This window comes from Allobosea sp. 2KB_26, assembly GCF_052115715.1.
Lineage (GTDB): Bacteria > Pseudomonadota > Alphaproteobacteria > Rhizobiales > Beijerinckiaceae > Allobosea.
The window spans coordinates 240,143-264,433 of the sequence record NZ_JBFRHE010000005.1; the positions used below are offsets into that span (position 1 = coordinate 240,143).

Sequence of the window (24,291 nt, forward strand, 5' to 3'; positions counted from 1 at the left end):
CTCATGACGTTCGTGGAAAGCGCCGCGATGCCGCGCATTCGAGAGCCGCGGCCGCGCTGATCCGGTTAAGCATGTTTCGCAATGGCACGGATGGGCTGGCGCAAAACCTGCTGTTCATCTGCCTAAACGATGACGCTGGCCTTCCCGTGCGCGAAGGTCGATCCTATGTCCCTTCCAAAGGGCACTTTGGGTTGCCAACACCATTCGGTCGCGGCAGGAGATAATCGCAGTTTTTCGTCAGGGTGGCCCAGGCGGCGATGGAGTTCAGGAAGGCAAACTGGACGACCCGTCTCAAGCGCTTCGCGCTTGGCGTCGATTCATGGATCGACGACACGCTCTGGGGCGCGGGCCGTCGCGCGGGTGAAGCCTATGAGCGCATCCGCAGCTATGCCGACCGGCTGACCGTCTCCGGCGGCAAGCGGCTCGCAGCGGAGTTCGCGAGCGAGGGCCTGAACGTCGGGATCGCCGGCGCTCTCGTCATGCTCATGCTCGCAATCCCGGCCTTCCGCGAGGGCCGAGAGGAGGCGCTCAAGCATCAGGTCTTCGCGGTCACCTTCCTGGACCGATACGGCTCCGAGCTCGGTCATCGGGGCGCCCGCCATGACGATTCGCTGAAGCTCGAGGAACTGCCGGACCATCTCATCAAAGCCGTCCTGGCAACCGAGGACCGGCGCTTCTACGACCATTTCGGTATCGACATCTTCGGCACCTTTCGCGCGATCACGGTGAACGCACGCGCCTCGGGCGTTGTTCAGGGCGGGTCGTCGTTGACCCAACAGCTCGCCAAGAACCTCTTCCTGAGCAATGAGCGTTCGCTCGATCGCAAGATCAAGGAAGCGTTCCTGGCTCTGTGGCTCGAATACAGGCTGACCAAGAACGAGATCCTCAAGCTCTATCTCGACCGCGCCTATATGGGCGGCGGCACGTTCGGCGTGGCGGCTGCGTCAGAATATTATTTCGGCAAATCCGTGAAGGACGTCAGCGTTGCCGAGGCCGCCATGCTGGCCGGCCTGTTCAAGGCCCCGACCAAATATGCGCCGCATGTCAATCTGCCCGCGGCCCGCGCCCGCGCCAATGACGTGCTGAACGCGATGGTCGATGCCGGATTCATGACCGCAGGCCAGATCGACAGCGCGAAGCGCAACCCGGCCACCCCAGTCGATCGCAAGCGCGATGTCAGCCCTGACTACTATCTCGACTGGGCCTTCGAAGAGGTTCGCAAGCTGGCCGATGAGGGCAAGATCGGCCCGGACCGGGTTCTGACCGTCAAGACGCCGCATGATCCGGCGATCCAGGATCGTGCCGACCACGCAATCGAGACGATCTTGCGCCAGCATGGCCCGGCATATCATGCGAAACAGGCGGCGACCGTGGTCATGGATCCCGACGGCGCCGTGCGCGCGATCGTCGGAGGGCGCGACTATGGCGCAAGCCAGTTCAACCGCGCGACCGCAGCAAGGCAGCCCGGCTCTTCGTTCAAGCCGTTCGTCTATGCGGCGGCGCTCTCGGCGGGCCTCTATCGTCCCAACACGATCGTGACCGATCGCCCGGTCTGCATCGGCAACTGGTGCCCGAACAATTACGGACGCTCTTATTCCGGGTCGATGCCGCTGACGGTGGCGCTGGCGAAGTCGATCAACACGATCCCGGTGCAGATGTCGATCGCGATCGGCCGCGCCACCGGCGAGACCCACGAGGCGCGCGCCGCGCGTATCGGCCGGATGAAGATCATCGAGACGGCGCATGCCATGGGCTTGACCACGCCGCTGACCGACACGGTCTCGCTGCCCATCGGCGCAGCCGAGGTCACGGTCATGGATATGGCCGCGGGCTATTCCGTGTTCGCCAATGGCGGGCTGCGGGCCAAACCCTATGCCGCGATCGATATCCATAATTCGCAGGGCGAATTGATCTACCGGCATGATCGCGACGACGGCACGGGCAAGCGCGTGCTGAGCGTCCAGGTCGCGCAGGACATGAACTTCATGCTGTCCAAGGTTCCGACCGAAGGCACCGGGCGTCGCGCCGCGCTCGACGGCGTCGTCACGGCCGGCAAGACCGGCACCACCAATGGCTACAAGGACGCCTGGTATGTCGGCTATTCCGGCAATCTGGTCGGTGCGGTGTGGTTCGGCAATGACGACTCGTCGGAGACCGCGAATATGACGGGCGGCTCCCTGCCGGCGATGACCTGGAAGGAGATCATGCAGTTCGCCCATCAGGGGCTGGAACTGAAACCGATCCCGGGCGTTACGCCTGTGACCGACCCGAAGGTCGCAGCGCTCGCCAAGGCCAATGCTCCGGCAACTGACGCCGCAGCTCTGGGCGCCGGAGCAGGACACATGCCGCGCCAGTCCTTCGAAGTTCTCTCGGCGGTCGGCGCGATGTTCCGCACCATCGAGCCCGTGCGGGCGTCAGGACGGACGGCCCAGGCCGGGATCCAGGACCTGACGCCATCTGGTGGCGCAAGCCGTCTCCGCTGAACGGGCTTAGCCGTGCGCCTCCTCACGCTGTCCTACATCATCGCACTCGGTGCCGGGCTGGGGCTCGCCTCGGCCCATTATGCCGTCGCGGAGCGTCCTCCGCTTGGAAGGCTGCAGGTCGGCTCGTGGACCGCCTGGCCGCGCAGCGGCGGACGCGATGTCGATCCCTATATGCGGGCGTACCTGGCCCGTGGCGTGCACCTGCCGCTTGGCTCCGGCGAAGGGCTCGAGTTGATCGCCGAGCGCGACGAGAGCGGCCAGGCGCTCGACGGGCGCTGCCGTTATCTCATCACCGGAACGACGCCGACGACGCGGGGCTGGACACTGAACGTCACGGACGCCGATGGACACGCCTTCCGCCTGCCGCTCGAACGCAGCGGATTCACCGATGCCGAGATCGTACGCGACGAAAGCGCCGGTATCCGGGCGATTGCCGGGACGACGCCCGAGGCGGGGAACTGGCTGCCACTGCCCATTCGCGGGCGGTTCCAGTTTCGGCTCAGGCTCTACGATACCCCGATCTCGGGACATGCGAGCGAATTGCGCCCCGAGTCCCTTCCCCGCATCGGCCGGATCGATTGCCGATGACGACGTTCGAGCCCTCCCACGGTGTTTCCCACCCTGTCGTCGCGAAGGCAAAGCGGACGATGAGTTGGCGTCAACGCATCACGACCGCGATCCGCCGCTTCGCACTGGCGACACTGGCCGGGCTGGTGCTGGCCGGAATCGTCCATATCGTGACCGTGCTGCTGATCCCGCTCTTGTCCGAGCGCGATGCGGCAACGGCCTATGCGGCGTTGGGCACCGGAGGCCAGGCCGAACTGGTGACAGCGCAGACGGCCGATCTGCCGGCCCCGCGTGACGCCGATCCTGCTCTCGTGACCGCGGTTTGCAGCTATGATCTGAGTGCGGGTCCGATGCGGGTGGTGGCTCGTGTCGGGTCGCTGCCGCTCGGACTATCGCTGCACCGGCGTGGCGGGGGTGTCGGCTACGCCATCACGGACCGCGCCGCGATCCGCGGGGTCCTGGAATTCGTGGTGATGACCGCCGAACAGCTCGACGAGCGGCTGGCACGCGACGAGGAAGGAGAGACCACGCGCGAACTGCGCGTCGTGTCCGACACGGAGCAAGGCTTGATCGTCGCGCGTGTCCTGGCGAAGCTGCCCTCCGACCGGCCCGATGCCGAGGCGATGGCCAAGGGCGTCGCCTGCGGCCTGGCGGATTGATCAGCCCTTGTAGACGACCGGCCTGGACGGTTCGTCACTCCGGAAGGTGCCGATCAGCGGCAGTTTGCAGAGGGGCCCGGCCTCGGCCTCGAGCGCCATGATGCTGCGTTCGGCCCTGACCGCGTCGCGCGCCGGCATCTCGACGACGAGATTGGCCAATGCATAGCGGTAGCTTTCCAGCCGGAAGCCGACACGCTCGCAAACCCAGAGAATCAGGCCTTCATTCTCGATCACGCGCGCCAGGGCCGGGTCGTTCTGATCGGGCGGCACGAGAGGCGATGCCTCCAGCGTCTTCATACGGATCCGGTCGGCTGCAACCACTCTGGCTGCGTTGCCGCGGAACGGCCCGATCAGCAGGCGGTCTGCGTGGGCATCCTCAGCCAACCGGTTGTAGCGCGAGGCCTGCGACCGGAAGGAGCCGGATATCAGCGATCGATGATAGTCGGAGATGTTGCTGGACTGAGCGGCTGCCGGCAGGATTCGGGCATGGGCCAGATCGGAGACCTGACGCTCGAAGACATTGCGCTCATGTGCCGGCATGACGAAGCGCCAGGCACGATCCCGCAACTGCTCCTCATCGTCTGTCATGTGGAAATACGAGGCCGCTTCGCCCCGTGCGGTCGCGGAGCCGAAGCCGATGCTGGGCGCAATCGTATCGTTCCAGATACCGGGACGCGGGCGACCGAAGTCGCCGCTGCCAGGCGTACAGCCCGCTGCCGACAAGGCCGCCGCCAGAGCCCATTGCAGGCTTCCTCGGCCCGCACCGGAGCCCATACGCCGCAACAGGAGCCTCACGCCGGCTGCCTGACGCTCTTCGGCGCAGGCTTGGCTCGGGACCGGGGGCCCGGCTTGCGCTCCGCCCTGCCGGGAGCGCCCGGCTCCGGCGGGCGCTCGTAGCGAACACCGGTGAAGAACAGGATCGCACCGGTTTCCCGGGGAACCGCCGGGAGCGGGCCAGCAACGCTGCGCCGACGCGGCGCGAAAGGAATGACGACGGCCATGATGCGCCTCCTTGGTTGGCGCCTAGGGTTGCGGTCGAGGCAGGGAACGGATGGCACGGCGCGGGCCGGCGCCGGCAGCCGAGGCCCTCAAACCGCATCAGGCCTCGACATGGTTAACGCCACATTAACGCGTCGGGCATAAGTTGACCCAAACCACCCGAGTCTCCGACGAGTTGTCAGTATGCCGTCCCGAATCTCCGCCGATCTTGCGCAGCTCGCTCGTCTCGCGCGTGACGGCGGGCTCGATCTCAGCCAGGTTTCACTGCGTGTGAAAGCCGATCTGCTGATGTCGACGACGCAGCCCTCCAGCGAGGATCTGGAGGCGTTTCGCGAGATGGCGCTCGCCCTGATTCCCGTGATCGACGAGGGCACCGCCATCATCCTGGCGCGCAAGCTTGCCGGGTGGCGCCATGCGCAGGCCGATGTCCTGCAGGCGCTCAAGGCACGCGGCGGGGCTGTCCTATCGACGCTGATGCGCCATGGCGGCCCGGTCTCGCCCTCCGAGCTCGAAGACATCGCAGCCCATGGCGACGCAGCAGCCGCCATCGTGGTGGCCGAACGGGCCGACCTGCCGGCCAAGGCCAGCCTGATGCTGGCGGGTCGGGGCGAGCGGGCAGTCGATCTGGCGCTGCTTGCCAACCCGTCCGCCCCCCTGCCCCGGCCCGTGCTCGACCTCCTGCTCGATCGGTCGCGAGACGATGCCGCCTATGTGCCGGGCCTGCTTGTGCGGCGAGACATCAACAGCGCGGACCTTATCCCGCTCTTCCTGCATGCAGGGGCCGAACGACGCCGCGCCACGATCGAATCGCTTGCGGCGCTGGAAGCGGTGAGCCCGTCGGAGAGACGCCCGGCGGCCACGCCGGAGACCTTCGCGGGCTGGCTCGCCACCGCCGAACAGGACCGCGACGGCCTTTTCGGTGCGCTCTCCAGCCAGTTGGGCACGGGCATCCGCCTTGCCGAAGCCATGGCCCGCGATCACTCGCGGGATCTGACGGCGCTCGTCCTCATTGCAGGCGGCGTCAGCGTCGAGGATGCGACGCGCCTGCTGATCCGGCTTGGCGACGATGCCGCCCATTCGGTGGAGCGCATCTTCGCGCTGGTGGCGCTGATGCGCTCGGTTACCCCGGGGGTGGCCTATCGGCTCGTCATGCAGATATCCGGCGAGAGCAAGGGCCTGCCCAGCCGCAAGGGGCAGCACCAGCCCTTGCTCGACCCGAGCGGAACGCCCGCCCGCTCCGGCGCTGCCAGGCCCGAAACTCGCTCCGTCCTGGACGAGGTCAGGCGGGGCTTGCGCGGCGGGCGCGAGCACGGCTGAGCGTTGGTACACGCTGCCGGGGTCAGCCTTCGGCGAGGGACAGCCTGGGATCGCCCTTCCGGCTTTCGATCTCGACCAGCCAGAGGTCCGGATCGAAACGACGTTCGCGCTCAACCCGCTCCTCAACGCTTAGCGGGTCGGAATCGAGGATCAACTGGAAGCGGCGTGCCCCACTCTCGTCCGCCAGCGCCTGCGGCGCAGGGCCGTAGAGTGCGGCCGTGCCGTCAAGCCGGTCGAGCTTGACGAAGATCGCTCCGGCCTCGCTGGCGCCGCGGCGGCGCAGGACGGCATCGAAGCCGTCGAGTGCCGCCTGCCGCAAATAGGCTGAGACCCAAAAATCGCTGGTGAGACGCGCCATCGTCGGAAGGGTACGCGATCTGCCTCAGTTTTCCACGGTGCGACGCGGCGAAGCCGGTTTGGCCGAAGCCACGCCACGGATTTCCGCCGGAGGCCGCATGTCGACGCCGTTGATCAGATCGGCGATCGGATCGCGATCGCGCACCGGAGCAGGAGTGCGCTGAGCTGTCGCCTGAGCCGGCGCAGCGGGAGCCGGACGCGGAGCCGCGTTGACGGATGCCGGTGGCCGGGGCGCCCCTTCACGAGCCGCCTGCGTCAGGCCACCCGGCCGCGAAGGGGGCAATTGCGCGGGCTCCGCCGGAACGGAGGTGGCCGGGGCGGGAGCGAGAGCTGCTCCGGCAGGAGCCTGCTCCGTGCGCCGCTCGGTGTTACGCGACGAGGGGGTGGCCGTCGTGGATTGCGACAGGATTGGCGAGGGATGGCGGGCCTTCTGAAACAGAAGCGCATTCATCAGGATGGCCGCGGCAGCAGCCGAGAACAGGGTCAGGATCAAGCTGCGACCGGGGCGACGCAGGGTTGCGCGCCAGATCCGCATCAGGAAGGACGCCTTGCGGCGAGCCGGCGGGCCGCGCCTCGCCGGAGCGGACAGGGTCGCGTTCGAGTGAGCGCGGGCAGCGAGTGTGACGGACATGGTCGGCTCTCGATCAGGCAGTCAGACGATAGGGTTCTTTGGTTTCGAAGCCGCGGCGCGGCGCTCGGGCGAAGGTAACGATCTTTGCGGGCTCGGAGGCCTGGACGACGCCGCCAACCGGCAACCTCACAGAGACGCGCGTGCCGATACCCGGAGCGCTCTCCACCGTCAGGCGGCCGCCATGCAGGCCGACGAGGCCGCGCACCACCGACAGGCCGAGGCCGGTGCCCTCATAGGCGCGGTCATAGGAGCCCTTGGCCTGGAAGAAGGGGTCGCCCAACCGTGGCAGATCCGCAGCCGCAATGCCGATGCCGGTATCGGACACCGAAAGATCAAGCATATCGCCATCACGCACCACGGCCAGCGTGACCCGGCCGCCAGCCGGCGTGAACTTGATCGCGTTGGAGAGCAGATTCAGGAGAACCTGCTTCAGCGCACGACGGTCGCCGCGCAACAACGGCAGATCGGGGCCGACGACGCGCTCCAGGGCAACCTTCTCCGCCTCGGCGCGCAGCGCCATCAACCTGCAACCATCCTGGGCGAGCTCCGCAAGGTCGAGCGGCTCCTGCTCGATCGCCATGACTCCGCTCTCGATCTTGGAGACATCGAGCAAGGTATTGACGACATCGAGCAGGTGATGGCCCGAAGCATGGATGATATTGGCGTATTCGAGACGTTTTCCGGCATCGAGCAGGCCGTAAGTGTCGGTTCCCAGCATTTCCGAGAAGCCGATGATCGCGTTCAGCGGTGTGCGCAGCTCATGGCTCACCGTGGCGAGAAACTGTCCCTTCTCGTCGCTCGCCCGGACGGCCTCGGCATGGCCGCGCGCCCGCTCTTCGTCGAGTGCGCGGCGCGCAGTGACGTCGCGCATGACGCAGACGACCGCAGCCCCGTCCCGCGGTCCGGCATTGGCGACGCGATGCGCCTGCATTTCGAGCCAGAGGGCAACCGGAGAAGACGGCACTCCCGCCTGGTCCTGGCGCGGTACGAACAGCGTACGGAAGCAGGCACTCGCCACCCCGTCGCCGTGAGCTGCATCGCTGAGCGCCTTGAGGAAAAGGGGGCGGTCGGCGACATGGACACGCTCGAGCAGCCCTCGTCCGATCAACTCGCGGGGCTCTGCGCCCGTCAAGGAGGCCGAAGCCGCATTGGCGAAGACAACGGCGCCGGTCGCATCATGCCAGGTCACGAGGTCTCCAACATGGTCGAGCAGGAGTTGCGCGCGCACACCGGAGGCGCGATGTTCGCGCATCTCGTCGTCACGCCGCCACAGGAAGCCGAAGGCAACCACCGCAACATGCAGGATTGCGGCAGCAGCCAATAGCGGCATGGCAGCGGAAACCCAGGGAGCAGGCGCCGCAGACAGGCCGAATGCGTGCACGATCGCAACGGACCCCAGGGCGCCGGCAGCGATGGCTCCGGCGCGGGCAACATAAGCCCGCGAACCGAAGAACAGCGCCTCCGCCGGAATGGCGGCGAGCCATAGCAGGAGCGGCGACGCGACCCCGCCGGTCATGCCCGAAAGCGCGACGATCAGAAGCGCCAGCGCTGCGGCGGAAATGCAATGGGCGAGCTCGAGCCGCCCGCTGCGCGAGAGAATGAAGACAGCCAGCAACGGAAGCGTCACCGCAATCAGCACGAGCAGCTCAAGCGCGCCCATCGTACCCCGCCAGGCGAGATAGGCCGGGGCAAGGCTCAGGGCCACCGCACCAAGCGCCAGCCGCGTCAGCATGAAGCGCTCGTGGCGGATGCGCTCAATGGAATTCGGCAGCACCGACGGATGAACCATCGCTGCCACCTGTGTCCTGATCGCCGTCATCGTGATGGGAAAACGCAACGCTCACCTCGGCAGGCCGACTTGCCTGTAACATCCCGATCCTTGCCGACCCGGGTTTAAGCGGGGTTTAAGGCGATTGCCGACAGAACGCGCCGGCCCTGTTCCGCGAGGAGAAATTCGACAAATCATACAGATAGTTAGAGACGATCCGCCCGCGAATTCCATCCATTTCGATGTTCGTAGCAGGGTGAACGGAAGCTGAAGATAGAGCATCGCCTTCGATTCAAATGCGTTGCTTACAAATGACGCGATCTTTCGAGATCCCGGTCTAGGATGCCTTCGGGATCAGGGGCGAGCCGGCGTTGCCTGCAACCGGGGAAACGAGCGATGGCCTATCTTCTGCGCAGCCTGGCGGTGATCGGGGTCATCGCCCTCAACTCACCCGTCCATGGCGGCAAAGCCGAAGATGGCGGCACGACTGATACCCTGCGTACCGTCGCGAAGGCTGCGAGCCAGATCGATGTCAGGACGGTGGCAAATGGCGCCATGGCCGCCCGCGAAGCCGCAGAAATCCTGGCCGGCCTCGACCCGGAAACGCGCTCGCGCTTCCTGGCGCTCACACTCAGCGCGGCAAACCAGAAACCTCTGGCTACTACCCGCTAGCGGGCTTCAACCTATATCTTAGGGGGCGAGCGCTTGACGGGGGCCGCCTGTCGGCGGAAGACGCTCGCCATTGCCGCCCCGCCCATGGCGCGGCTCCGAGCGGACAGGACATGAGCGCAAGCCTCGACGAGATCATCGCCAATTTCGAGCTGCTCGAAGAGTGGGACGACCGCTACCGATATCTGATCGAACTCGGCCGCAGCCTCGCCCCGCTGCCGGAAGAAGCGCATAACGACGACAACAAGGTGCGCGGCTGCGCCAGTCAGGTCTGGCTCGCGGCGCGCCGGGAAGGCGGCCCCGGGGCAGGCACGCGCCTGCATTTCCTGGGGGACAGCGATGCCCATATCGTACGTGGCCTCGTTGCCCTGGCCCTCGCGATCTATTCGGGCCGCACCGCCCAGGAGATTCTCGCGACGGATGCCTTCGCGATTTACCAATCCCTCGGGCTCGCAGCCCATCTGACGCCGCAGCGCTCCAACGGCGTGCGCGCGATGATCGAACGCATCAAGACGGATGCCCACAAGGCAGCCGCGTAAGACTGCTCAAGACCGAATGCGTCGGGCGCACCGAGAGCTGTCGCGCGGCAGGTCGGGCTTCGCCTCCTGCCTCTTCCTCCACATGCCTCGCTGGGGGAATGTCGGTTCCCCCAGCGAGGGCAGAGACCGATGAGCCGAGGAACGAGGCGATCCCGACCGAGCGCACCGGCAAGCGGAAATGCCATGAAAAAGGCCGCCGGGAACCCGGCGGCCAGACGAACTGTTTGGTCGCAAGCGCTGCTCGCATTGGCAGCGCCGTCCCCCGCGACAAGCGATCAGCGGCGCTTGCGGCGCTGCTGACCCAAGCCCATCTTCTTCGCCAGCTGCGAGCGCGCCTCGGCGTAGTTGGGAGCCACCATCGGGTAGTCGGGCGGCAGGCCCCACTTTTCGCGATACTGCTCGGGCGACATATTGTACTGCGTACGAAGATGACGCTTCAGCGACTTGAACTTCTTCCCGTCCTCAAGGCAGATCAGATAGTCGGCCGTGATGGATTTCTTGACCGGAATGGCCGGCTTGGGAGCCTCGGCAGGCACAACCGGCGCAACACCACCAACAACGCGGCTCAGGGCGGCATGCACATCGCTGATCAAAGCGGGCAGTTCGGACGTAGGAACAGAATTGTTCGACACATAAGCGGACACGATGTCCGCGGTCAGCTCGATGAAATCCGAGCCGTCGTTGTCGGTCATGGCGAAAATACTCCTTATGTGTTCTTGGACAAAAAAATCGTCGGATCGACCTGACCGTCCCGCGACTGAAGCCTTCGTTCTTCCAACCAAGCAGCTGGTCAAGAGCTGCCCGAGCCAGAATCGCAAAAAGCGAGACGACGAGGAAACGGTTTAATGCATAGAAAACACTCTCGCAAGACAATAATCGATCGCATGAATACATTCAAACGCCCGACTTACTGCCCCGGCGAACATTGTTCGTAGCCTCCGTATTGTGTCGCGGCCATGATCATGCTCGGTCTGGTTGTCTTGCTCGCGCCACACACCGGCCTTACCTGTTCATTGCGCGCGCGAAGTACCCAAGTGTCCTATGCCTCTCCGGATTTGAACTCCGAACCTTCGTGAACATCGCAACAAATGACGTTGACTACGCAACGATACCCACATCGCCCTCAATCCTTAATGCCATCTTAAGACAGTGCGAGCCCTGCCGTGACCAAACGCCTCCCCTTGCCTCCCCGCGCCGAGAAGCGGCCGGAGACCCGTACCGTTCACGGAGTTGCGCTGAGCGACGCCTATGGCTGGCTCAGGGCCGAGAACTGGAAGGATGTTCTCCGGGACCCCGGCAAACTGCCGGCAGATATTCGCGCCTATCTTGAAGCTGAGAACACCTATTGCTCAGCATTGATGGCGCCGACGCGCGCTCTGCAGCGCGATCTCGTCAAGGAAATGCGCGGCCGGATCAAGGAAGACGATACAGCCGTCCCGCAGCCGGACGGCCCCTTCCTCTATTATTCGCGCTATCGGCGCGGCGGCGAACATCCGCTGATCTGCCGCAAGCCGCGCATCGGGCCTGAAAAGGGCGAAGCACGCGAACAGCTCCTGCTCGATGCCGACGCCCTGGCGAAGGGCAAGGACTTCTTCGAGCTCGGCGACGCGGCCCACAGCCCCGATCACGGTTTGCTTGCCTGGAGTGCGGACGAGGCTGGCTCGGAGCTCCACGACATCAAGGTTCGCGACCTTGCGACCGGAACCGATCTGGAAGACCGGATCACCGACACCACCGGCGACATCGTCTGGGCGCCCGATTCACGCTCCTTCGCCTATGTCCGCCTCGACGCCGATCACCGCCCTTCGCAGGTCTTCCGCCATCGACTTGGCACCGGGATGGACGCGGACGAGCTCCTGCATGACGAGCAGGATGCAGGTATGTTTGTCGATATCGACGAGACCCAGTCCGGCCGCTTCCTGCTGATCTCGATCAGCGATCATGAAACCTCGGAAACCCGCTTCGTCGATCTTGCGGCACCGCAGGCTGCCCCGGTCCTGATCGCGCCGCGCGAGACGGGCCGCCAGTACAGCGTCGAGCATCACGGCGATGAATTCCTGATCCTGACCAATGCTGATGCCGAGGACTTCAGAATCGTCTCGGCCCCGCTGGAAGCGCCTTCATCGGAGAACTGGCGCGACCTGATACCGCACCGATCCGGTCGTCTGATCCTCAGCCATGTCTGCCTGAAGGATCGGCTCATCCGGCTCGAACGCGAGGATGGCCTGCCGCGCATCGTCATCCGGGACCTCGCCAGCGGCGCGGAGAACAGCATCTCCTTCGACGAAGAGGCCTATGGTCTCGGCCTCGATGCCGGCTACGAATTCGAAACCCACACACTGCGCTTCATCTATGCCTCGATGGCGCGCCCTGCCGAAACCTACGACTACAACATGAGGACAGGCGAGCGAACGCTGCTGAAGCGCCAGGAGGTTCCGTCCGGCCATGATCCGGCGGCTTATCGGGTGCGACGCGTTTTCGCGACGGCGAAGGACGGAGCCAGGATACCCGTCTCCCTGCTGCACAGGGCGGACCTTGCCCTCGATGGTTCAGCGCCCTGCTTGCTCTATGGCTACGGCTCCTACGGCGCGGCCATGTCGGCCTCGTTCCGGACCAATCCGCTCAGCCTGGTCGATCGCGGCTTCGTCTATGCCATTGCCCATATCCGCGGCGGCACCGACAAGGGCTGGCGCTGGTATCTCGACGGCAAGCGTGAAAAGAAGACCAACACCTTCACGGACTTCATCGCGGCAGCCGAGATGCTGGCGGATACCGGCTTTACCGCGCGCGGTCGCATCGTCGCGCAGGGCGGCAGCGCCGGCGGCATGCTGATGGGTGCAATCGCAAACATGGCCCCGGAGCTGTTCGCCGGCATCATCGCCGAGGTCCCCTTCGTCGATGTGCTCAACACGATCCTGGACGATACGCTGCCGCTCACCCCGCCGGAATGGCCGGAATGGGGGAACCCGATTCGGGACGTCGAAGCCTTCCACATGATCAAGAGCTATTCGCCCTATGACAATGTCAGGGCGCAAGCCTACCCGCCGCTCCTCGCGATGGGTGGGCTCACCGATCCGCGCGTGACCTATTGGGAACCGGCGAAATGGGTCGCGCAACTGCGCGCCACTATGACCGGCGGCGGGCCTGTCCTGCTGCACACCAATATGGAGGCCGGCCATGGCGGCTCGGCCGGGCGCTTCGACTCGCTGAAGGAGGTGGCGCTGGCTTATGCCTTCGCCATCCACACGGTCCGCGAGGGATGGCCGGAGCAACCAGCCTTGAAGCGCTGATCAGCCGCCAAGCCTGCTCTTCTCGCTGGCGAGATAGGTCTTGAGCTCGTCCATCGAGGCGAACTTGTATTCGCCATCGGGCGTACGCGCCTGGATCGAGCCATCGGCATACATCGTGAAATGCGTGTCGCCGACCTGATAAGCTCCGACGACGCCCTCGTCAGAGGTCGCCGGGCGGGGAGGCTCGGGAACCGTTTCCGTCTCTTCGTCGGAAATTGCCTCCTCGGCTTCATCCCGCGGCTCGCCCTCAGCCTCGGTCTCCTCGATGACCGGTTCGATCCGAGCTTCCGCCTCCGTCGTTTCCGGCTGGACCTCCGGCGTGTCCATGCTCTCGACATCCGGCTCCAGCCGTGGCGCTCCGCTGGTCAGCGGCGGCCAGCGCGGTATCGCGGGCTCATCCGCCACCTGCTCGGGCTCGCCAAAAGGCGGCTCACGCCGGCCGAAGGCGGGTGCCATCCAGGCGGCTGCCTCGTCGATCTCACGATCGCGCTGATCGAACGACGTTTCCCCCGCCGGCAGATCAGGCTCGGGCTCGGGCTCGGGCTCAGGCTCAGGCTCGGGTTCGAAATCGGGTTCCGGGCGCTGCGGGCCGAACGAGAGATGCTGGCGCAAGGCGCCGAAATCATCCGGTTCCACAGGGGGCTCGACCTCCTCCGGACGCGGCCTATCGACCTGCGGCCACCAGGCTGGCGCTTGAGGCGAACGCGAACGCAGCTCCTCGTCGCCCGCCACAGCGCCCGTGTCGGCGTCCTCGTCCTCTCCGGCAGCTTCGTCCTCATGCTGCGTCACGAAGGAAGCGGCAACCGATGGGGTCGCAGCGTCTGGCGCAAGCTCGGGCAGCACCGCTTCGGCTTCGTGCGGCTGATGCATTTCGGCCGCGGGGACATCCCCCCCGCCCTCTTCGGGCTCCTCGACCGCGTCAACGGCCTCCTCGCGCCGCTCGGCAGGCAGCTCGGAAGGGTGCGTGATCTCATCGAACAGATCGCTGATCACAGGCTCCGGCAGGTCCTGGGCAGCAGTGGGAGCATCTTCAGCGCCACCGCGCATTGAAGATGCGAGCGCTCCGCCGGCGGCAACAAGCCCGGCGCCGGCTGCCACGGTGCCGAGGCCCGGAAGCGTCGACTGGGCCTCAATAGGCGCGCTTCGTGCGTGCTCACCCATTTGCACGGAAGCTCGTGCCGCCTCACCAGCTGAAAGCCCGACCGAGGGCGCGGCCAAGGCATCGGCGATCGCCAATCTGACCCGCCGCAGTTCGACCAGGACCCGCGACAGTGCGAGCAAGATGATCCCAGCAGCGACAGCCACGCTGCCGGCTATGACCAGGGTGAAGCCGCGCTCGAGCACGAGGTAGGGCCAGCCATTAACGATGGCAGCAACGCCACCGGCAATGAGCCCAAGGCCCGACAGAACGAAGATCGTTATCAACGCAGTACCCTCAGTATCCACCGGAGGCAGGCGGTTTCATCGCCTCTCCGATCATCTTCTAACGTATTGAATAAGAGACTGTTTCACAATTCGCACCGAACTATGCCTGCAAATGGCCTGTTCATTATGCCCTGTCCCGCATGTTTCGGGCCATTTGCTCCGACGCAATATCATGGCCCACGGCGCGCCAAGCCGGTTGCCGGCTGGAAGCGGGAGGCTTAACTATCGCGTGGAATGGCGGCTGTTCCGCCGGGCTGGCAAGTCCCAAGCCGTTCATGACGAAGCCATTCTCAGCAGTGTGATTTGACAGCCTAAGGAGAGGCCAAATGACCTTTACCCTTCCCGATCTGCCCTATGCCCATGACGCGCTCCAGCCGTTCATGTCGCGGGAGACGCTGGAATATCACCACGACAAGCACCATCAGGCCTATGTCACCAACGGCAACAACGCGATCAAGGGCACCGAATTCGAGGGCAAATCGCTCGAAGAAATCGTCAAGGGCTCCTACGGCAAGAATCCGGCTGTCTTCAACAATGCCGGCCAGCACTACAACCACCTCCATTTCTGGAAGTGGATGAAGCCCAATGGCGGCGGCAAGCTGCCGGGCGCGCTGGAGAAGGCCGTCGTCGATTCGTTCGGTTCCGTCGACAAGTTCAAGGAAGACTTCGTTGCGGCCGGCGTTGGCCAGTTCGGCTCCGGCTGGGCCTGGCTCGAGGTCAAGGGCGGCAAGCTCGCGATCAGCAAGACCCCGAATGGCGAGAGCCCGCTGGTTCATGGCGGCACGCCGATCCTCGGCGTCGATGTCTGGGAGCACTCCTACTACATCGACTATCGCAACCGCCGTCCCGACTACCTCAAGGCCTTCCTCGAGAGCCTGGTGAACTGGGACTATGTTGCCGAACTCTACGACGGCGCCAAAGCCTGACGGCAAGCGCAGCCGAGACCCTATGCGACGGGGCCCTTTGGGGCCCCGTTTTGCATTCTCGGCGGGGTGACGGTCAGGCCGCCACGCTGTGCAGAAACTGGTCGACCGTCGCGCGCAGCCGCAAGGCCTGGGCCGCGACCTCGCCGGCGGCATCCCGAACCTGCCCCGCAGATTGTCCGGTCTCCTCGACACTGTCGGCCAGCACGCTGAGATCGCTCGACACCGACAGCGCGGAAGAGCTTGCCATCGCAACGCCGCTGGCAATCTCGCCGGTCGCGATCGCCTGCTGCTCGATCGAGGTCGCGACTGCATTCGTGAAGTTCTCGATCGCCCCCATCCGGTTGGCGATGTTCAAAATGGCGCCCACGACCTCACCGGTCGCCCCCTGGATGGCACCAACCTGCGTCACGATCCGATCGGTTGCATCAGCCGTCTGCGCCGCGAGGCTCTTCACCTCCGAGGCGACGACCGCGAAGCCGCGCCCCGCGTCGCCGGCGCGCGCAGCCTCGATCGTCGCGTTGAGCGCCAGCAGGTTCGTCTGTGCTGCGATGTCCCGGATCAGATTCACCACCTCGCCGATCGCACGAGCTGTTTCGTCGAGAGCCTGCACCGAACCCGCGGTGTCGCGCGAGGCCGAGGCTGCCTCGACGATCTCCGTGCGGACATGCCGGATCTGAAACTCGACCTCGCGGATGGCGGCGCCCATCTCTTCGGCGGCCTGAGCGGCATTCTCGACATTGGCCGAGGCCCCGTGCGAATTCTGGGCAGCGCGGGCCGCACGTCCCGACGACTCTGCCGCGACACGCGCCAGACCATCCGACGCTTCGCTCATCCGTTCAGCGTTGTTCTTGAATGCCTCCAGCGCAGCACCAACCTCGCCCCGGAACAAGGCAATCGATTCGTCGACGCGACGCTGCTGGTAGCGGCGTTCGGCCTCGGTGACGTGCTGGGCCTCCTGGAGGGCTGCCCGCTCCCCCAACCGGACCTTGAGCACGCTGAGCGCCTGCGCGATCGCGCCGATCTCGTCGCTCCGGTCGGCCGCATCGATCGGTGTGTCGAGCTTGCCATCGGAGATGCTGACGATGGCCTCAGTCATGCTCTTGAGAGGCCGCATCGTACGTGACAGAGAAACCCAGAGCAGCGGCCCGAGAACGAGCAGGATCAGAACGCCGATGCCGATCGTGACGAACTGCTCGAAGGAGGCCCGTGCATTGAGGCGCGTCTTGTCGAACCGGACGGCGACATAACCAACCTGCTTCTGGTTCGGCCCAATCCGCACTGAACGAAGCTGAACAAGGTAGACCGAGTCCTCGAGCTGAAGAGTATCGCGCTCCTTCAAGGCGTCCCAGGGTTCGCGTCCAAGGGCCGCCGCCAGTGAGCGCGGAGTGAGCGAAAGCCTGCTCTCGGTGGATTCGCCGGCGCTCGCCAGGGCAACGATGTCATCGGCGACGAAGCCGGCATTGAAATCGGGATCCTGGCGCAGGGATTCGAGAATGTATCCCAGGGTCGTTGTGTCACGGGACAGGATCAGCGCCGGAGCGGCATTCGTGACCATGCTGGTCAGCGCGGCGATCTTGTGCTCGAGATCGTCGCGGGTCTGGGCCTGATTATAGCGTGACGCCACGATCACGAGGATGAGGATGGCCGCGGCGACGATGGCAATCGCCGCTCCAGCAATCCTGCTACCCAGGGAGAGCGAACCGCGTGTTCCAGCCGAGCGCTTCGATGCAACCATCGCGCTCGCCCCAGATCGCTTCAACCATGCCATAGCGCCGAGATCTCCGCCGGAGGCTGCAAGGGTAGGATCCGAACGGACCGGTGCTTACAAACTGAGCGATCACGGTAAATTTTCGATTGCGTAGGGTCAGCTTCGCGCCAAAGTTTTTAGCCGGCACCCGCCTGCGGTCAAAACAGCTCCGAGAATCGCGCAATTCTGAAGCCCGGTGGAGGCACGAACGCGGCAAGGGCGGTATGTTCGAGCGCGCGCGTGGCGATCACCGGATCGAGCGTCGCCAGTTCGTCGTCGATATGTCCGGGATGACACATCACGAGATGTCCCGCTCCCGGCGCGATCAGGAAGTGGCGCAGATCCGCACCGAAGTCGCGTTCGGGATCGAACGGCGAAACGCCGGAGAAACCCCGGTTGACAGGGATCCCACGCCGCAAGGCCTGCGAGCGCAGGCCCACTGCCAGACCGGCGATCACCAGCGCCTTGCCCACCGCCACGCCGCGCTGGCGGATCGCTCGGGCCGAGTCCGCCGGATCGCGCAAATAGACGGTCCCTTCCGGGTAGCGGCGCTGGATCGCGCGCAGCACTGCTCCGCGGACGCCTGGCAGCACATGGACGTGCTGATGGCCGTCGACGAAATCCGGCGCGCGGCCCAGCGCGTCCTCGAAGGCTTCGAGCTGACGGCCGATCTCGCCCGCGATCTCGGCACGGGCTGTGGCCGATGTCGCCGCTGCCCGTGCGAGATCGCCGAGCCTTGGGAGCATCCCCGCCGGGGCGACCCGTTGCATCGGTCCAAGCGGAGCAGCGCAGGTCAGATTGAGATGAAGTCCGAGATCGGCCTTGCCGGAAAAGCTGCCCAGTTCGGCGGCAAGACGCTGCCAATGCGGCCGGTTCGTCATGGCGCCCGTCGCCGAGAGCTTCCCCAGCGCAAGCAATTCCAGGATCGAACGGCTGACGCCTTCGGTCATGGCGAAATCATCGGCACAAAGAACGAAACGGATCGTCATCGATTTCGTTGTCCAGGGTTCATCCGCGATGGTGTAAGGGGCCCGTCGCAGGACTTGTGAGCACAACAGCTTTACGGTTCTGTGCCCATCGCGTCACCCGTGTCGAGCCCGGCTTCGCCGGAAGGCGGGGCCGGCCCGTCCTGGCCGGATCAAGAGGTCAGTCGTGTCGGAAACATCGCCCGCTCCCAGCCTCGCAGTGCAGCGCTCCGCGCCTGCCCGGCCGGAGCTTTCCATCGTCGTCCCCGTTCATAACGAGGCCGATAATCTGCCGCTTCTCGTAGAGCGCCTGAAATCCGTACTGGCAGGCGTGGTATCGTCCTGGGAAATGATCTGCATCGATGATGGCAGCCGCGACGGCTCGCTCTCGGTGCTGCGCCTGTTGAACGCCAGCGACCCACGCATCAATGCCGTGTCGTTCAGCCGCAATTTCGGCAAGGAGGTCGCCATTGCCGCGGGGCTCGACCATGCCTCGGGCGACGCGGTGGTGATCATGGACGCCGATCTGCAGCATCCGCCGGAAACCATCCCGGTATTCCTCGCCAAGTGGCGCGAGGGATATCTCAACATCTACGGCCAACGTGCCGACCGCTCCGGCGAGAGCCGGTTGAAACGCGGCTTCGCCAAGGCCTTCTATCGGGTCTTCGCCAGTTTCGGCGAGACGGAGTTGCCGGAGGGCGCGGGCGATTTCCGCCTGCTCGACCGCCGTGTCGTGGACGCATTGCGCGCCCTGCCGGAGCGGGCACGGTTTTCCAAGGGTCTCTATGCCTGGGTCGGCTTCCCCTCGACCGGCGTGACCTTCGAAGTCGCCGACCGCCAGCACGGCGTCACCAAGTTCAGCTTCCGCAAGCTGTTCAGCTTCGCCTTCGACGGGTTGTCCTCGTTCTCGACCGTGCCGCTCAAGATAGCGACCTGGACGGGGGTCATCATCGCCCTGATCTCGACCTTCAGCGCCTTGTTCTTCCTGTTGCGGACGCTGCTCTACGGCACCGACCTGCCCGGCTTCCCTTCGCTGATCGTGTCGATCATGTTCTTCTCGGGCATCCAGCTGATTTCGCTCGGCCTGATCGGCGAGTATGTCGGACGCATCTTCGCGGAAGTGAAGCGCCGGCCGCTCTACCTGATCGGCGAGCGGGTCGGTTTCAACGCGCGCGCCGTCGATCATCCGCGCGGCGACGCATTGCCGCCATTGATCCGCTAAGAATGGTGCAGACGATTCGGCTTGTTCCGGCGCAGGCGAGCGCGCTTTGGGCAAGAGCGCCTTGGGGCAAGAGCGAGGCCTGGAGTTCGAGCATGACGCCGTCCGCACGCCGGAAACCACATTTCGGCCTCATGCGCTGATGTTCAGAAAGATCCTGTCCGTTGGCGGCTTCACGCTGCTTTCCCGCCTGAGCGGCTTCCTGCGCGACATCGCTCTCGCCGCCGTGCTCGGCGCCGGCGCGATGATGGATGCCTTTTCAGTCGCCTTGCGGCTGCCCAATCATTTCCGGGCGATCTTCGGTGAGGGCGCCTTCAACCAGGCCTATATCCCGGCTTATGCCCGCATCAGGCAGCAGACGGGAGAAGCCGCGGCGGCGCTCTTCGGCAACCGCGTCTTCACGCTGAACCTGATCGTGCAGGTCGCGCTGCTCGCACTCGCCCTGCCGCTGATGCCCGAGGTCGTGCGCCTGCTCGCGCCCGGCTTTGCCAACGATCCTCAGCGCTTCGATCTTGCGGTCGCACTGACGCGGATCACCTTTCCCTATCTGCTCTTCATCACGCTGGTGACGCTGCTCGCCGCGAATCTGAACGCCGTCGACCGTTTCGCGGCGGCAGCAGCGGCACCTGTCCTGCTCAACATCTGCCTGATCGCCGCCCTGTTCATCGCCTTCCTGTTCCCGAGCGCAGCCTATGCCGCCGCCTGGGGCGTCGCCGTCGCGGGTTTGCTCGAATGGCTGCTGCTGGTGCTTGCGGCCCGGCAGGCCGGCGTGTCGGCGGCGCTGACGCGCCCGCGCGTCGATGCCGACGTGAAGAGCTTTCTCAAGGCTTTCGGCCCCGCCGTGATCGGCTCCGCCGGTGTGCAGATCGCGCTCTTCGCCGACACGATCATCGCCTCGCTGCTGCCGCGCGGCGCCTATGCCTCGCTCTACTATGCCGAACGGCTCTACCAGCTGCCGATCGGCGTGATCGCGATCGGGGTGGGCACGGTGCTGCTGCCGACCATGAGCCGCCTGATCGCGGCGGGCGATATCCACGGCGCGGACAAGGCGCAGAACCGGGCCGTGGCGCTGACCCTGGTCATGGCCGCCCCTTTTGCCGCAGCCTTCCTCGCCATCCCGGAGCTGATCGTCTCGGCTCTGTTCGAACGCGGCCGTTTCGATGCGGCAGCAAGCCAGGCGGCGGGCGCAGTGCTGTTTGCCTATGCCATCGGACTTCCGGCCATCGTGCTGATCCGCTCGCAGGTCTCCGCCTTCCAGGCTCGCGGCGACACCACGACGCCAATGTTGGTTTCGCTTGCCGCCATCGCCGCCAATGTCGCGCTCAAACTGGTGCTCTGGCGCGATTTCGGCGCACCCGGGCTTGCACTGGCAACGGCAACCGGGGCCTGGATCAATGTCGGTGCCTTGTTCGTTCTGGCGCTGCGGCGCGGCTGGACGAAACCGGACCGGCAGCTTCCCGGGCTGATCGTCATCACCCTCGCAGGTGGCGTGATTGCCGGGCTGGCCGCGCGCGTGCTCGCGCCCGCAGTCCTGGCTGCGCTGGCGCATGTCCCGGTCGAGCCCCGCCTTCTGGCACTGACCGCGATCGGGCTGGTGGCCGCGAGCCTCTATCTCGTGATCGTTGCCGGCGGGCTAAAGGCGGCAGGCCTGTTCCGGCTCCTGCGCTGACCGTCTGATTCGTCAGGCCTTGAGCCGACCTGCTCCGGAACGAATGCGCGCGGCGGCCTCCGTAACCATGCGTTCGACGATCTCGCCTGCCGTCGGGATATCCGAAATCAATCCGGCGGCTTCGCCGAATATCACCGCAGCATTCTGCGGGTCACCGGCCGTGAAAGCCGCCTTGTAGGCCGGGCCCTCCGCTTCAACCGCGTCCTTGAGTTCGCGGTCGCGGCCAGCCCATTTCGCAGCGAAGCCTTTGGCGCTGACGCGGATATCGAAGGGCCTCGGCCAGTCGAGCTGACGCGCAATGTCGGGCAGCGAGGAACGCACCGTCTCGTCCCCCGTCGCGGCAATGGCAACCGCATGATGGCTGACGTGAACCAGCGCCTCGCGGCTCGCCCAGAAACGCGTGCCGACCAAGACGCCGTCGGCCCCCAGCATCAGGGCCGCCGCGAGCCCACGGCCATCGGCGATGCCGCCCGCCGCCAGCAGCAAGGTATCGGGGCTTTCGCGTGCAAGCAGATCGGCCACTTCCGGCACGAAAGGCAGGGTTCCGCGCGCATGGCCGTGACCACCGGCTTCGCCGCCCTGCGCGACGATGACGGCCGCGCCGGCCTCCAGAGCCTGCCGGACATGAGCAATCGACTGGCACTGGCAGATCATCGGCACGCCAGCCGCCGCGATCTCGCCCGAAAAAGGCGCGGGATCGCCAAAGGAGAGCATCAGCGCCGCTGGTTGATGCTGGAGAACCTTGCCGAGCAGATGCGGCTGCCTGGCGAGCGACCAGGTGATGAAGCCGCAGCCAGTCCGGGTATTGCCGGCCGCAGCGAATTGCTGGTCCAGCCAGGCATCATCGCCGTATCCGCCGCCGATCAGGCCCAGCCCGCCGGCGCGCGTCACAGCCGCGGCCAACGCCCCGCCCCCAGCCAGAGCCATCGGCGCAGACAGGATCGGATGATCGATCCCGAAGCGCTCGGTGAGCCGGGTGGCGAGGCACACCACAGTGACTAGGCGGTCTTGGAGTGCGCGAAGTCCATGTAGAGTTCGCGCGCCTTGCGGAACAGCGGGCCGGGTTGGAGCGCGGTGTTGTCGATCCGCGAAACCGGCATGACCTTCGAGTAGTTGCCGGAGATGAAGATCTCGTCGGCCTGCTCGAAATCGCTGTAGCGCAGGCTGGTCTCCTCGACCGTGATACCGTCCTGGCGCAGCAGCGAGATTACGCGCTGGCGGGTGATGCCGTTCAGGAAGGTGCCATTCGCGACCGGGGTCTTCACCACGCCGTCCTTGGCCATGAAGATATTGGACGTCGCCGTCTCCGCGACATTGCCGAGCATGTCGAGCACCAGCGCGTTGTCGAAACCGGCCGCCTTGGCGGCGCGCAGGACACGGGCATTGTTGGGGTAAAGGCAGCCGGCCTTCGAGTCCGTCGGCATGGTCTCGAGCGTCGGGCGGCGATAGGCGCCCTGCGTCACCGAGAAACCGTTTGACGGCACCGGCATCGGGGCCTCGAAGAGGCAGAGGCAGAACTTGGTCGACTCAGGGTCGGCCATGATGGTCGAGAGGCCGTCGGCCTCGCCCCAGTACATCGGCTTGACATAGAGCGCCGTGCCCGGGGCGAATTTCTTCGCGCCTTCATAGGTCTTGGCGATGATCTCCTCGGCCGACATCGTCGCCTTCAGGCCGAGCGCATTGGCCGAGCGGTTTACGCGGGCCGCATGCTTGTCGAGATCGGGCGCCTTGTCCTCGAAATAGCGAGCCCCGTCGAAGACGGTCGAAGCCAGCCAGCTGGCATGGGTCCGCGGGCCCATGATGCCCGGATTTCCCTCATGCCATTCACCTTCGAACCAGCTCCAGGTTTGCGAATACCAAGCCATAACCATCCTCGATTTTGTCAGTGTTATTGACCGACACCGTCTGCCGCCCCGCCGCGCGCGTCAACATGCCGAAGGCCCTCCGGCAATGACGTCATGTGATGGAAGCAATGCAGCCGGGTGATGGATCACAGGCCGAAGGCGCGGGCGAGCGAAACCACCGCCATGCCGACGACGAGGGCCAGAAGCTCGCTGCGGCGCAGCACCATGCTGCCGACGGCAGCCAGCAGCGCCAGGGCCGCGGCAAGCCCCAGACGCTCGACCAATGGCAGAACGGTTGCGACGACGATCGAGCCCGGCAAGGCGGCCAGCCCGCGCCGGACATGAGGCGTGAGAGGGATGAAGCCCATCAATACCACGCCGGAGATGCGACAGAGATAGGTGGCGATCGCCATGGCGGCGATCGCTGCCCAGGCTCCCCAGCCGGCGAGATCAGGCAGCGTCATCGAGGAAAGCTCCAGCGACCGCGCCAGAGAGCGCTCCAACGATGATGAAGGCATAGCCATCGACCAGCTTGGCCGTGACGAGCGCCACGATGCCCGCAACCAGCCAGGGTAGCGCCGCCCTCCGGCCGCGCCAGAGCGGCACGATCATCGCGGCGAAGAAGATCGGCATCACGAGATCGATGCCATAGCGTCGCGGATCACTCACCAGGGAGCCGAGCAGATATCCCGGCACCGTGGCAAGAACCCAGACAACCCAGAGCAGCAGCCCGCCACCGATCAGCACGCCGAGATCGCGCCCCCCCTCGGCATGATAACGCGTTCCGACCAGCCAGTTCGCATCGGTGAAGAAGAACAGATGCAAGGCGTTGAGGGCCCGTGGAAAACGCGCGAACCAGGGCTGAAGCGACGCACCTTGCAGCACCATCCGCGCATTGACCGTCGCGGTGACGGCTGCAAGACCGGCAATCGCGCCCCAGGTCCATTCCGGCCGCCAGAGTTCCATCGCCACGAGTTGCGCGACCCCGGCATAGACGATCGCGCTCATCATCACGGTTTCCAGCAGGCTCAAGCCTTTCGCCGCAGCGGCAGCACCGAAGGCAACCGCGAAAACGATGATGCCCGGGAGCACCACGGAAATCTTGCGGACTCCCAGGATCATGCCGCGCCAGGTCACCGGCGCACGCGTTTCCTTCGGGAGTGGGTCGGGTGACGACATCATGCTTCTTCCAAGGGCCAAGCAGGCCCCACGTCAAC

At 65.5% G+C, this 24,291-nt stretch carries 23 protein-coding genes; 10 read left to right on the forward strand and 13 right to left on the reverse strand.

Annotation, left to right across the window (positions count from 1 at the left end; all coding sequences use genetic code 11):
* Positions 1–257 precede the first annotated feature (257 nt).
* The 3 genes from AB4099_RS16945 to AB4099_RS16955 are packed head-to-tail and all read left to right on the forward strand — an operon-like array spanning position 258 to position 3,709.
* Positions 258–2,483, forward strand: coding sequence for a transglycosylase domain-containing protein (locus AB4099_RS16945; RefSeq protein ID WP_113515600.1), 2,226 nt, complete (start codon positions 258–260; stop codon positions 2,481–2,483).
* 12 nt (positions 2,484–2,495) lie between these two features.
* Positions 2,496–3,071 (forward strand): DUF1214 domain-containing protein, encoded by a 576-nt coding sequence (locus AB4099_RS16950; RefSeq protein WP_113515486.1) that lies wholly within the window; start codon positions 2,496–2,498, stop codon positions 3,069–3,071.
* Positions 3,068–3,709 carry a DUF1254 domain-containing protein gene (locus tag AB4099_RS16955; protein ID WP_441478894.1) on the forward strand — a complete coding sequence of 214 codons (642 nt, stop codon included), beginning with the start codon at positions 3,068–3,070 and terminating at the stop codon, positions 3,707–3,709. The genes AB4099_RS16950 and AB4099_RS16955 overlap by 4 nt, the downstream gene beginning before the upstream one ends.
* Here AB4099_RS16955 and AB4099_RS16960 read toward each other — a convergent pair whose 3' ends face one another.
* Positions 3,710–4,504, reverse strand: coding sequence for a hypothetical protein (locus AB4099_RS16960; protein ID WP_162768150.1), 795 nt, complete (start codon positions 4,502–4,504; stop codon positions 3,710–3,712). It lies immediately after the preceding gene.
* Positions 4,501–4,710, reverse strand: a complete 210-nt coding sequence (locus AB4099_RS16965; protein ID WP_441478895.1) for a hypothetical protein — start codon at positions 4,708–4,710, stop codon at positions 4,501–4,503. Before AB4099_RS16965 ends, AB4099_RS16960 begins: the two co-directional genes overlap by 4 nt.
* 181 nt (positions 4,711–4,891) lie before the next feature.
* Between AB4099_RS16965 and AB4099_RS16970 the strand changes: the two genes are divergently transcribed.
* Positions 4,892–6,025, forward strand: a complete 1,134-nt coding sequence (locus tag AB4099_RS16970; protein WP_441478896.1) for a DUF2336 domain-containing protein — start codon at positions 4,892–4,894, stop codon at positions 6,023–6,025.
* A gap of 22 nt (positions 6,026–6,047) precedes the next feature.
* Here the strand turns inward: AB4099_RS16970 and AB4099_RS16975 are convergent, their stop codons facing one another.
* Genes AB4099_RS16975 through AB4099_RS16985 form a run of 3 tightly spaced genes read right to left on the reverse strand, consistent with a single transcriptional unit; the run spans position 6,048 to position 8,850 of the window.
* The gene (locus tag AB4099_RS16975; protein WP_113515482.1) at positions 6,048–6,383 is read right to left on the reverse strand and encodes a DUF1491 family protein; all 336 of its coding nucleotides are present in this window, start codon (positions 6,381–6,383) and stop codon (positions 6,048–6,050) included.
* 24 nt (positions 6,384–6,407) lie between these two features.
* On the reverse strand, positions 6,408–7,013 hold the full coding sequence (locus AB4099_RS16980; RefSeq protein ID WP_441478897.1) for a hypothetical protein: 606 nt from the start codon (positions 7,011–7,013) through the stop codon (positions 6,408–6,410).
* A 13-nt stretch (positions 7,014–7,026) separates the two neighbouring features.
* Positions 7,027–8,850, reverse strand: a complete 1,824-nt coding sequence (locus AB4099_RS16985) for a PAS domain-containing sensor histidine kinase (protein ID WP_113515480.1) — start codon at positions 8,848–8,850, stop codon at positions 7,027–7,029.
* Between the two features lie 327 nt (positions 8,851–9,177).
* Between AB4099_RS16985 and AB4099_RS16990 the strand changes: the two genes are divergently transcribed.
* Both AB4099_RS16990 and AB4099_RS16995 read left to right on the forward strand, forming a co-directional pair.
* Complete coding sequence (locus AB4099_RS16990; RefSeq protein ID WP_113515479.1) at positions 9,178–9,453, forward strand: hypothetical protein; 276 nt, start codon at positions 9,178–9,180, stop codon at positions 9,451–9,453.
* 110 nt (positions 9,454–9,563) lie between these two features.
* Entirely contained in the window at positions 9,564–9,989 is a 426-nt protein-coding gene (locus tag AB4099_RS16995) for a SufE family protein (RefSeq protein WP_113515478.1), read from the forward strand.
* 275 nt (positions 9,990–10,264) lie between these two features.
* Here AB4099_RS16995 and AB4099_RS17000 read toward each other — a convergent pair whose 3' ends face one another.
* Positions 10,265–10,681: a Ros/MucR family transcriptional regulator gene (locus AB4099_RS17000; RefSeq protein WP_043233741.1), complete on the reverse strand. Its 417-nt coding sequence runs from the start codon at positions 10,679–10,681 to the stop codon at positions 10,265–10,267.
* A 471-nt stretch (positions 10,682–11,152) separates the two neighbouring features.
* Between AB4099_RS17000 and AB4099_RS17005 the strand changes: the two genes are divergently transcribed.
* Positions 11,153–13,279 carry a S9 family peptidase gene (locus tag AB4099_RS17005; RefSeq protein WP_441478898.1) on the forward strand — a complete coding sequence of 709 codons (2,127 nt, stop codon included), beginning with the start codon at positions 11,153–11,155 and terminating at the stop codon, positions 13,277–13,279.
* Here AB4099_RS17005 and AB4099_RS17010 read toward each other — a convergent pair whose 3' ends face one another.
* A complete protein-coding gene (locus AB4099_RS17010) occupies positions 13,280–14,704 on the reverse strand; it encodes a hypothetical protein (protein ID WP_441478899.1) in 1,425 nt (474 codons plus the stop codon).
* Positions 14,705–15,030: 326 nt separating this feature from the next.
* Between AB4099_RS17010 and AB4099_RS17015 the strand changes: the two genes are divergently transcribed.
* On the forward strand, positions 15,031–15,630 hold the full coding sequence (locus AB4099_RS17015; RefSeq protein ID WP_069877416.1) for a superoxide dismutase: 600 nt from the start codon (positions 15,031–15,033) through the stop codon (positions 15,628–15,630).
* 73 nt (positions 15,631–15,703) lie between these two features.
* Here the strand turns inward: AB4099_RS17015 and AB4099_RS17020 are convergent, their stop codons facing one another.
* Entirely contained in the window at positions 15,704–17,365 is a 1,662-nt protein-coding gene (locus AB4099_RS17020; RefSeq protein ID WP_162768149.1) for a methyl-accepting chemotaxis protein, read from the reverse strand.
* 170 nt (positions 17,366–17,535) lie between these two features.
* Positions 17,536–18,366 carry a ChbG/HpnK family deacetylase gene (locus tag AB4099_RS17025; protein ID WP_441478900.1) on the reverse strand — a complete coding sequence of 277 codons (831 nt, stop codon included), beginning with the start codon at positions 18,364–18,366 and terminating at the stop codon, positions 17,536–17,538.
* Positions 18,367–18,529: 163 nt separating this feature from the next.
* On the opposite strand from AB4099_RS17025, the gene AB4099_RS17030 reads away from it, so the two are divergent.
* Positions 18,530–19,564 (forward strand): glycosyltransferase family 2 protein, encoded by a 1,035-nt coding sequence (locus AB4099_RS17030; RefSeq protein WP_441478901.1) that lies wholly within the window; start codon positions 18,530–18,532, stop codon positions 19,562–19,564.
* Between the two features lie 139 nt (positions 19,565–19,703).
* Positions 19,704–21,230, forward strand: a complete 1,527-nt coding sequence (gene murJ / locus AB4099_RS17035) for a murein biosynthesis integral membrane protein MurJ (RefSeq protein WP_441478902.1) — start codon at positions 19,704–19,706, stop codon at positions 21,228–21,230.
* 12 nt (positions 21,231–21,242) lie between these two features.
* On the opposite strand, the gene AB4099_RS17040 is transcribed toward murJ, so the two are convergent.
* The 4 genes from AB4099_RS17040 to AB4099_RS17055 all read right to left on the reverse strand — a co-directional run bounded on the left by AB4099_RS17040 (position 21,243) and on the right by AB4099_RS17055 (position 24,253).
* Positions 21,243–22,220, reverse strand: a complete 978-nt coding sequence (locus tag AB4099_RS17040) for an NAD(P)H-dependent flavin oxidoreductase (RefSeq protein ID WP_441478903.1) — start codon at positions 22,218–22,220, stop codon at positions 21,243–21,245.
* Positions 22,221–22,228: 8 nt separating this feature from the next.
* Positions 22,229–23,095, reverse strand: coding sequence for a branched-chain amino acid aminotransferase (locus tag AB4099_RS17045; RefSeq protein WP_113515473.1), 867 nt, complete (start codon positions 23,093–23,095; stop codon positions 22,229–22,231).
* A 125-nt stretch (positions 23,096–23,220) separates the two neighbouring features.
* Positions 23,221–23,538: an AzlD family protein gene (locus AB4099_RS17050; protein WP_113515472.1), complete on the reverse strand. Its 318-nt coding sequence runs from the start codon at positions 23,536–23,538 to the stop codon at positions 23,221–23,223.
* Entirely contained in the window at positions 23,525–24,253 is a 729-nt protein-coding gene (locus AB4099_RS17055; RefSeq protein WP_441478904.1) for an AzlC family ABC transporter permease, read from the reverse strand. Before AB4099_RS17055 ends, AB4099_RS17050 begins: the two co-directional genes overlap by 14 nt.
* Between the last annotated feature and the right edge of the window lie 38 nt (positions 24,254–24,291).

Bases quoted from the DNA above. Each gene is read 5' to 3' on its own strand.
- AB4099_RS17015 (WP_069877416.1), top strand. From the start codon at position 15,031: ATGACCTTTACCCTTCCCGATCTGCCCTATGCCCATGACGCGCTCCAG.
- murJ (WP_441478902.1), top strand. From the start codon at position 19,704: ATGTTCAGAAAGATCCTGTCCGTTGGCGGCTTCACGCTGCTTTCCCGC.
- AB4099_RS16945 (WP_113515600.1), top strand. From the start codon at position 258: ATGGAGTTCAGGAAGGCAAACTGGACGACCCGTCTCAAGCGCTTCGCG.
- AB4099_RS17050 (WP_113515472.1), bottom strand. From the start codon at position 23,538: ATGACGCTGCCTGATCTCGCCGGCTGGGGAGCCTGGGCAGCGATCGCC.
- AB4099_RS16975 (WP_113515482.1), bottom strand. From the start codon at position 6,383: ATGGCGCGTCTCACCAGCGATTTTTGGGTCTCAGCCTATTTGCGGCAG.
- AB4099_RS17025 (WP_441478900.1), bottom strand. From the start codon at position 18,366: ATGACGATCCGTTTCGTTCTTTGTGCCGATGATTTCGCCATGACCGAA.
- AB4099_RS16995 (WP_113515478.1), top strand. From the start codon at position 9,564: ATGAGCGCAAGCCTCGACGAGATCATCGCCAATTTCGAGCTGCTCGAA.
- AB4099_RS17020 (WP_162768149.1), bottom strand. From the start codon at position 17,365: ATGGTTGCATCGAAGCGCTCGGCTGGAACACGCGGTTCGCTCTCCCTG.
- AB4099_RS17045 (WP_113515473.1), bottom strand. From the start codon at position 23,095: ATGGCTTGGTATTCGCAAACCTGGAGCTGGTTCGAAGGTGAATGGCAT.
- AB4099_RS16990 (WP_113515479.1), top strand. From the start codon at position 9,178: ATGGCCTATCTTCTGCGCAGCCTGGCGGTGATCGGGGTCATCGCCCTC.
- AB4099_RS16965 (WP_441478895.1), bottom strand. From the start codon at position 4,710: ATGGCCGTCGTCATTCCTTTCGCGCCGCGTCGGCGCAGCGTTGCTGGC.
- AB4099_RS16980 (WP_441478897.1), bottom strand. From the start codon at position 7,013: ATGTCCGTCACACTCGCTGCCCGCGCTCACTCGAACGCGACCCTGTCC.
- AB4099_RS16955 (WP_441478894.1), top strand. From the start codon at position 3,068: ATGACGACGTTCGAGCCCTCCCACGGTGTTTCCCACCCTGTCGTCGCG.
- AB4099_RS17000 (WP_043233741.1), bottom strand. From the start codon at position 10,681: ATGACCGACAACGACGGCTCGGATTTCATCGAGCTGACCGCGGACATC.
- AB4099_RS16970 (WP_441478896.1), top strand. From the start codon at position 4,892: ATGCCGTCCCGAATCTCCGCCGATCTTGCGCAGCTCGCTCGTCTCGCG.
- AB4099_RS17055 (WP_441478904.1), bottom strand. From the start codon at position 24,253: ATGTCGTCACCCGACCCACTCCCGAAGGAAACGCGTGCGCCGGTGACC.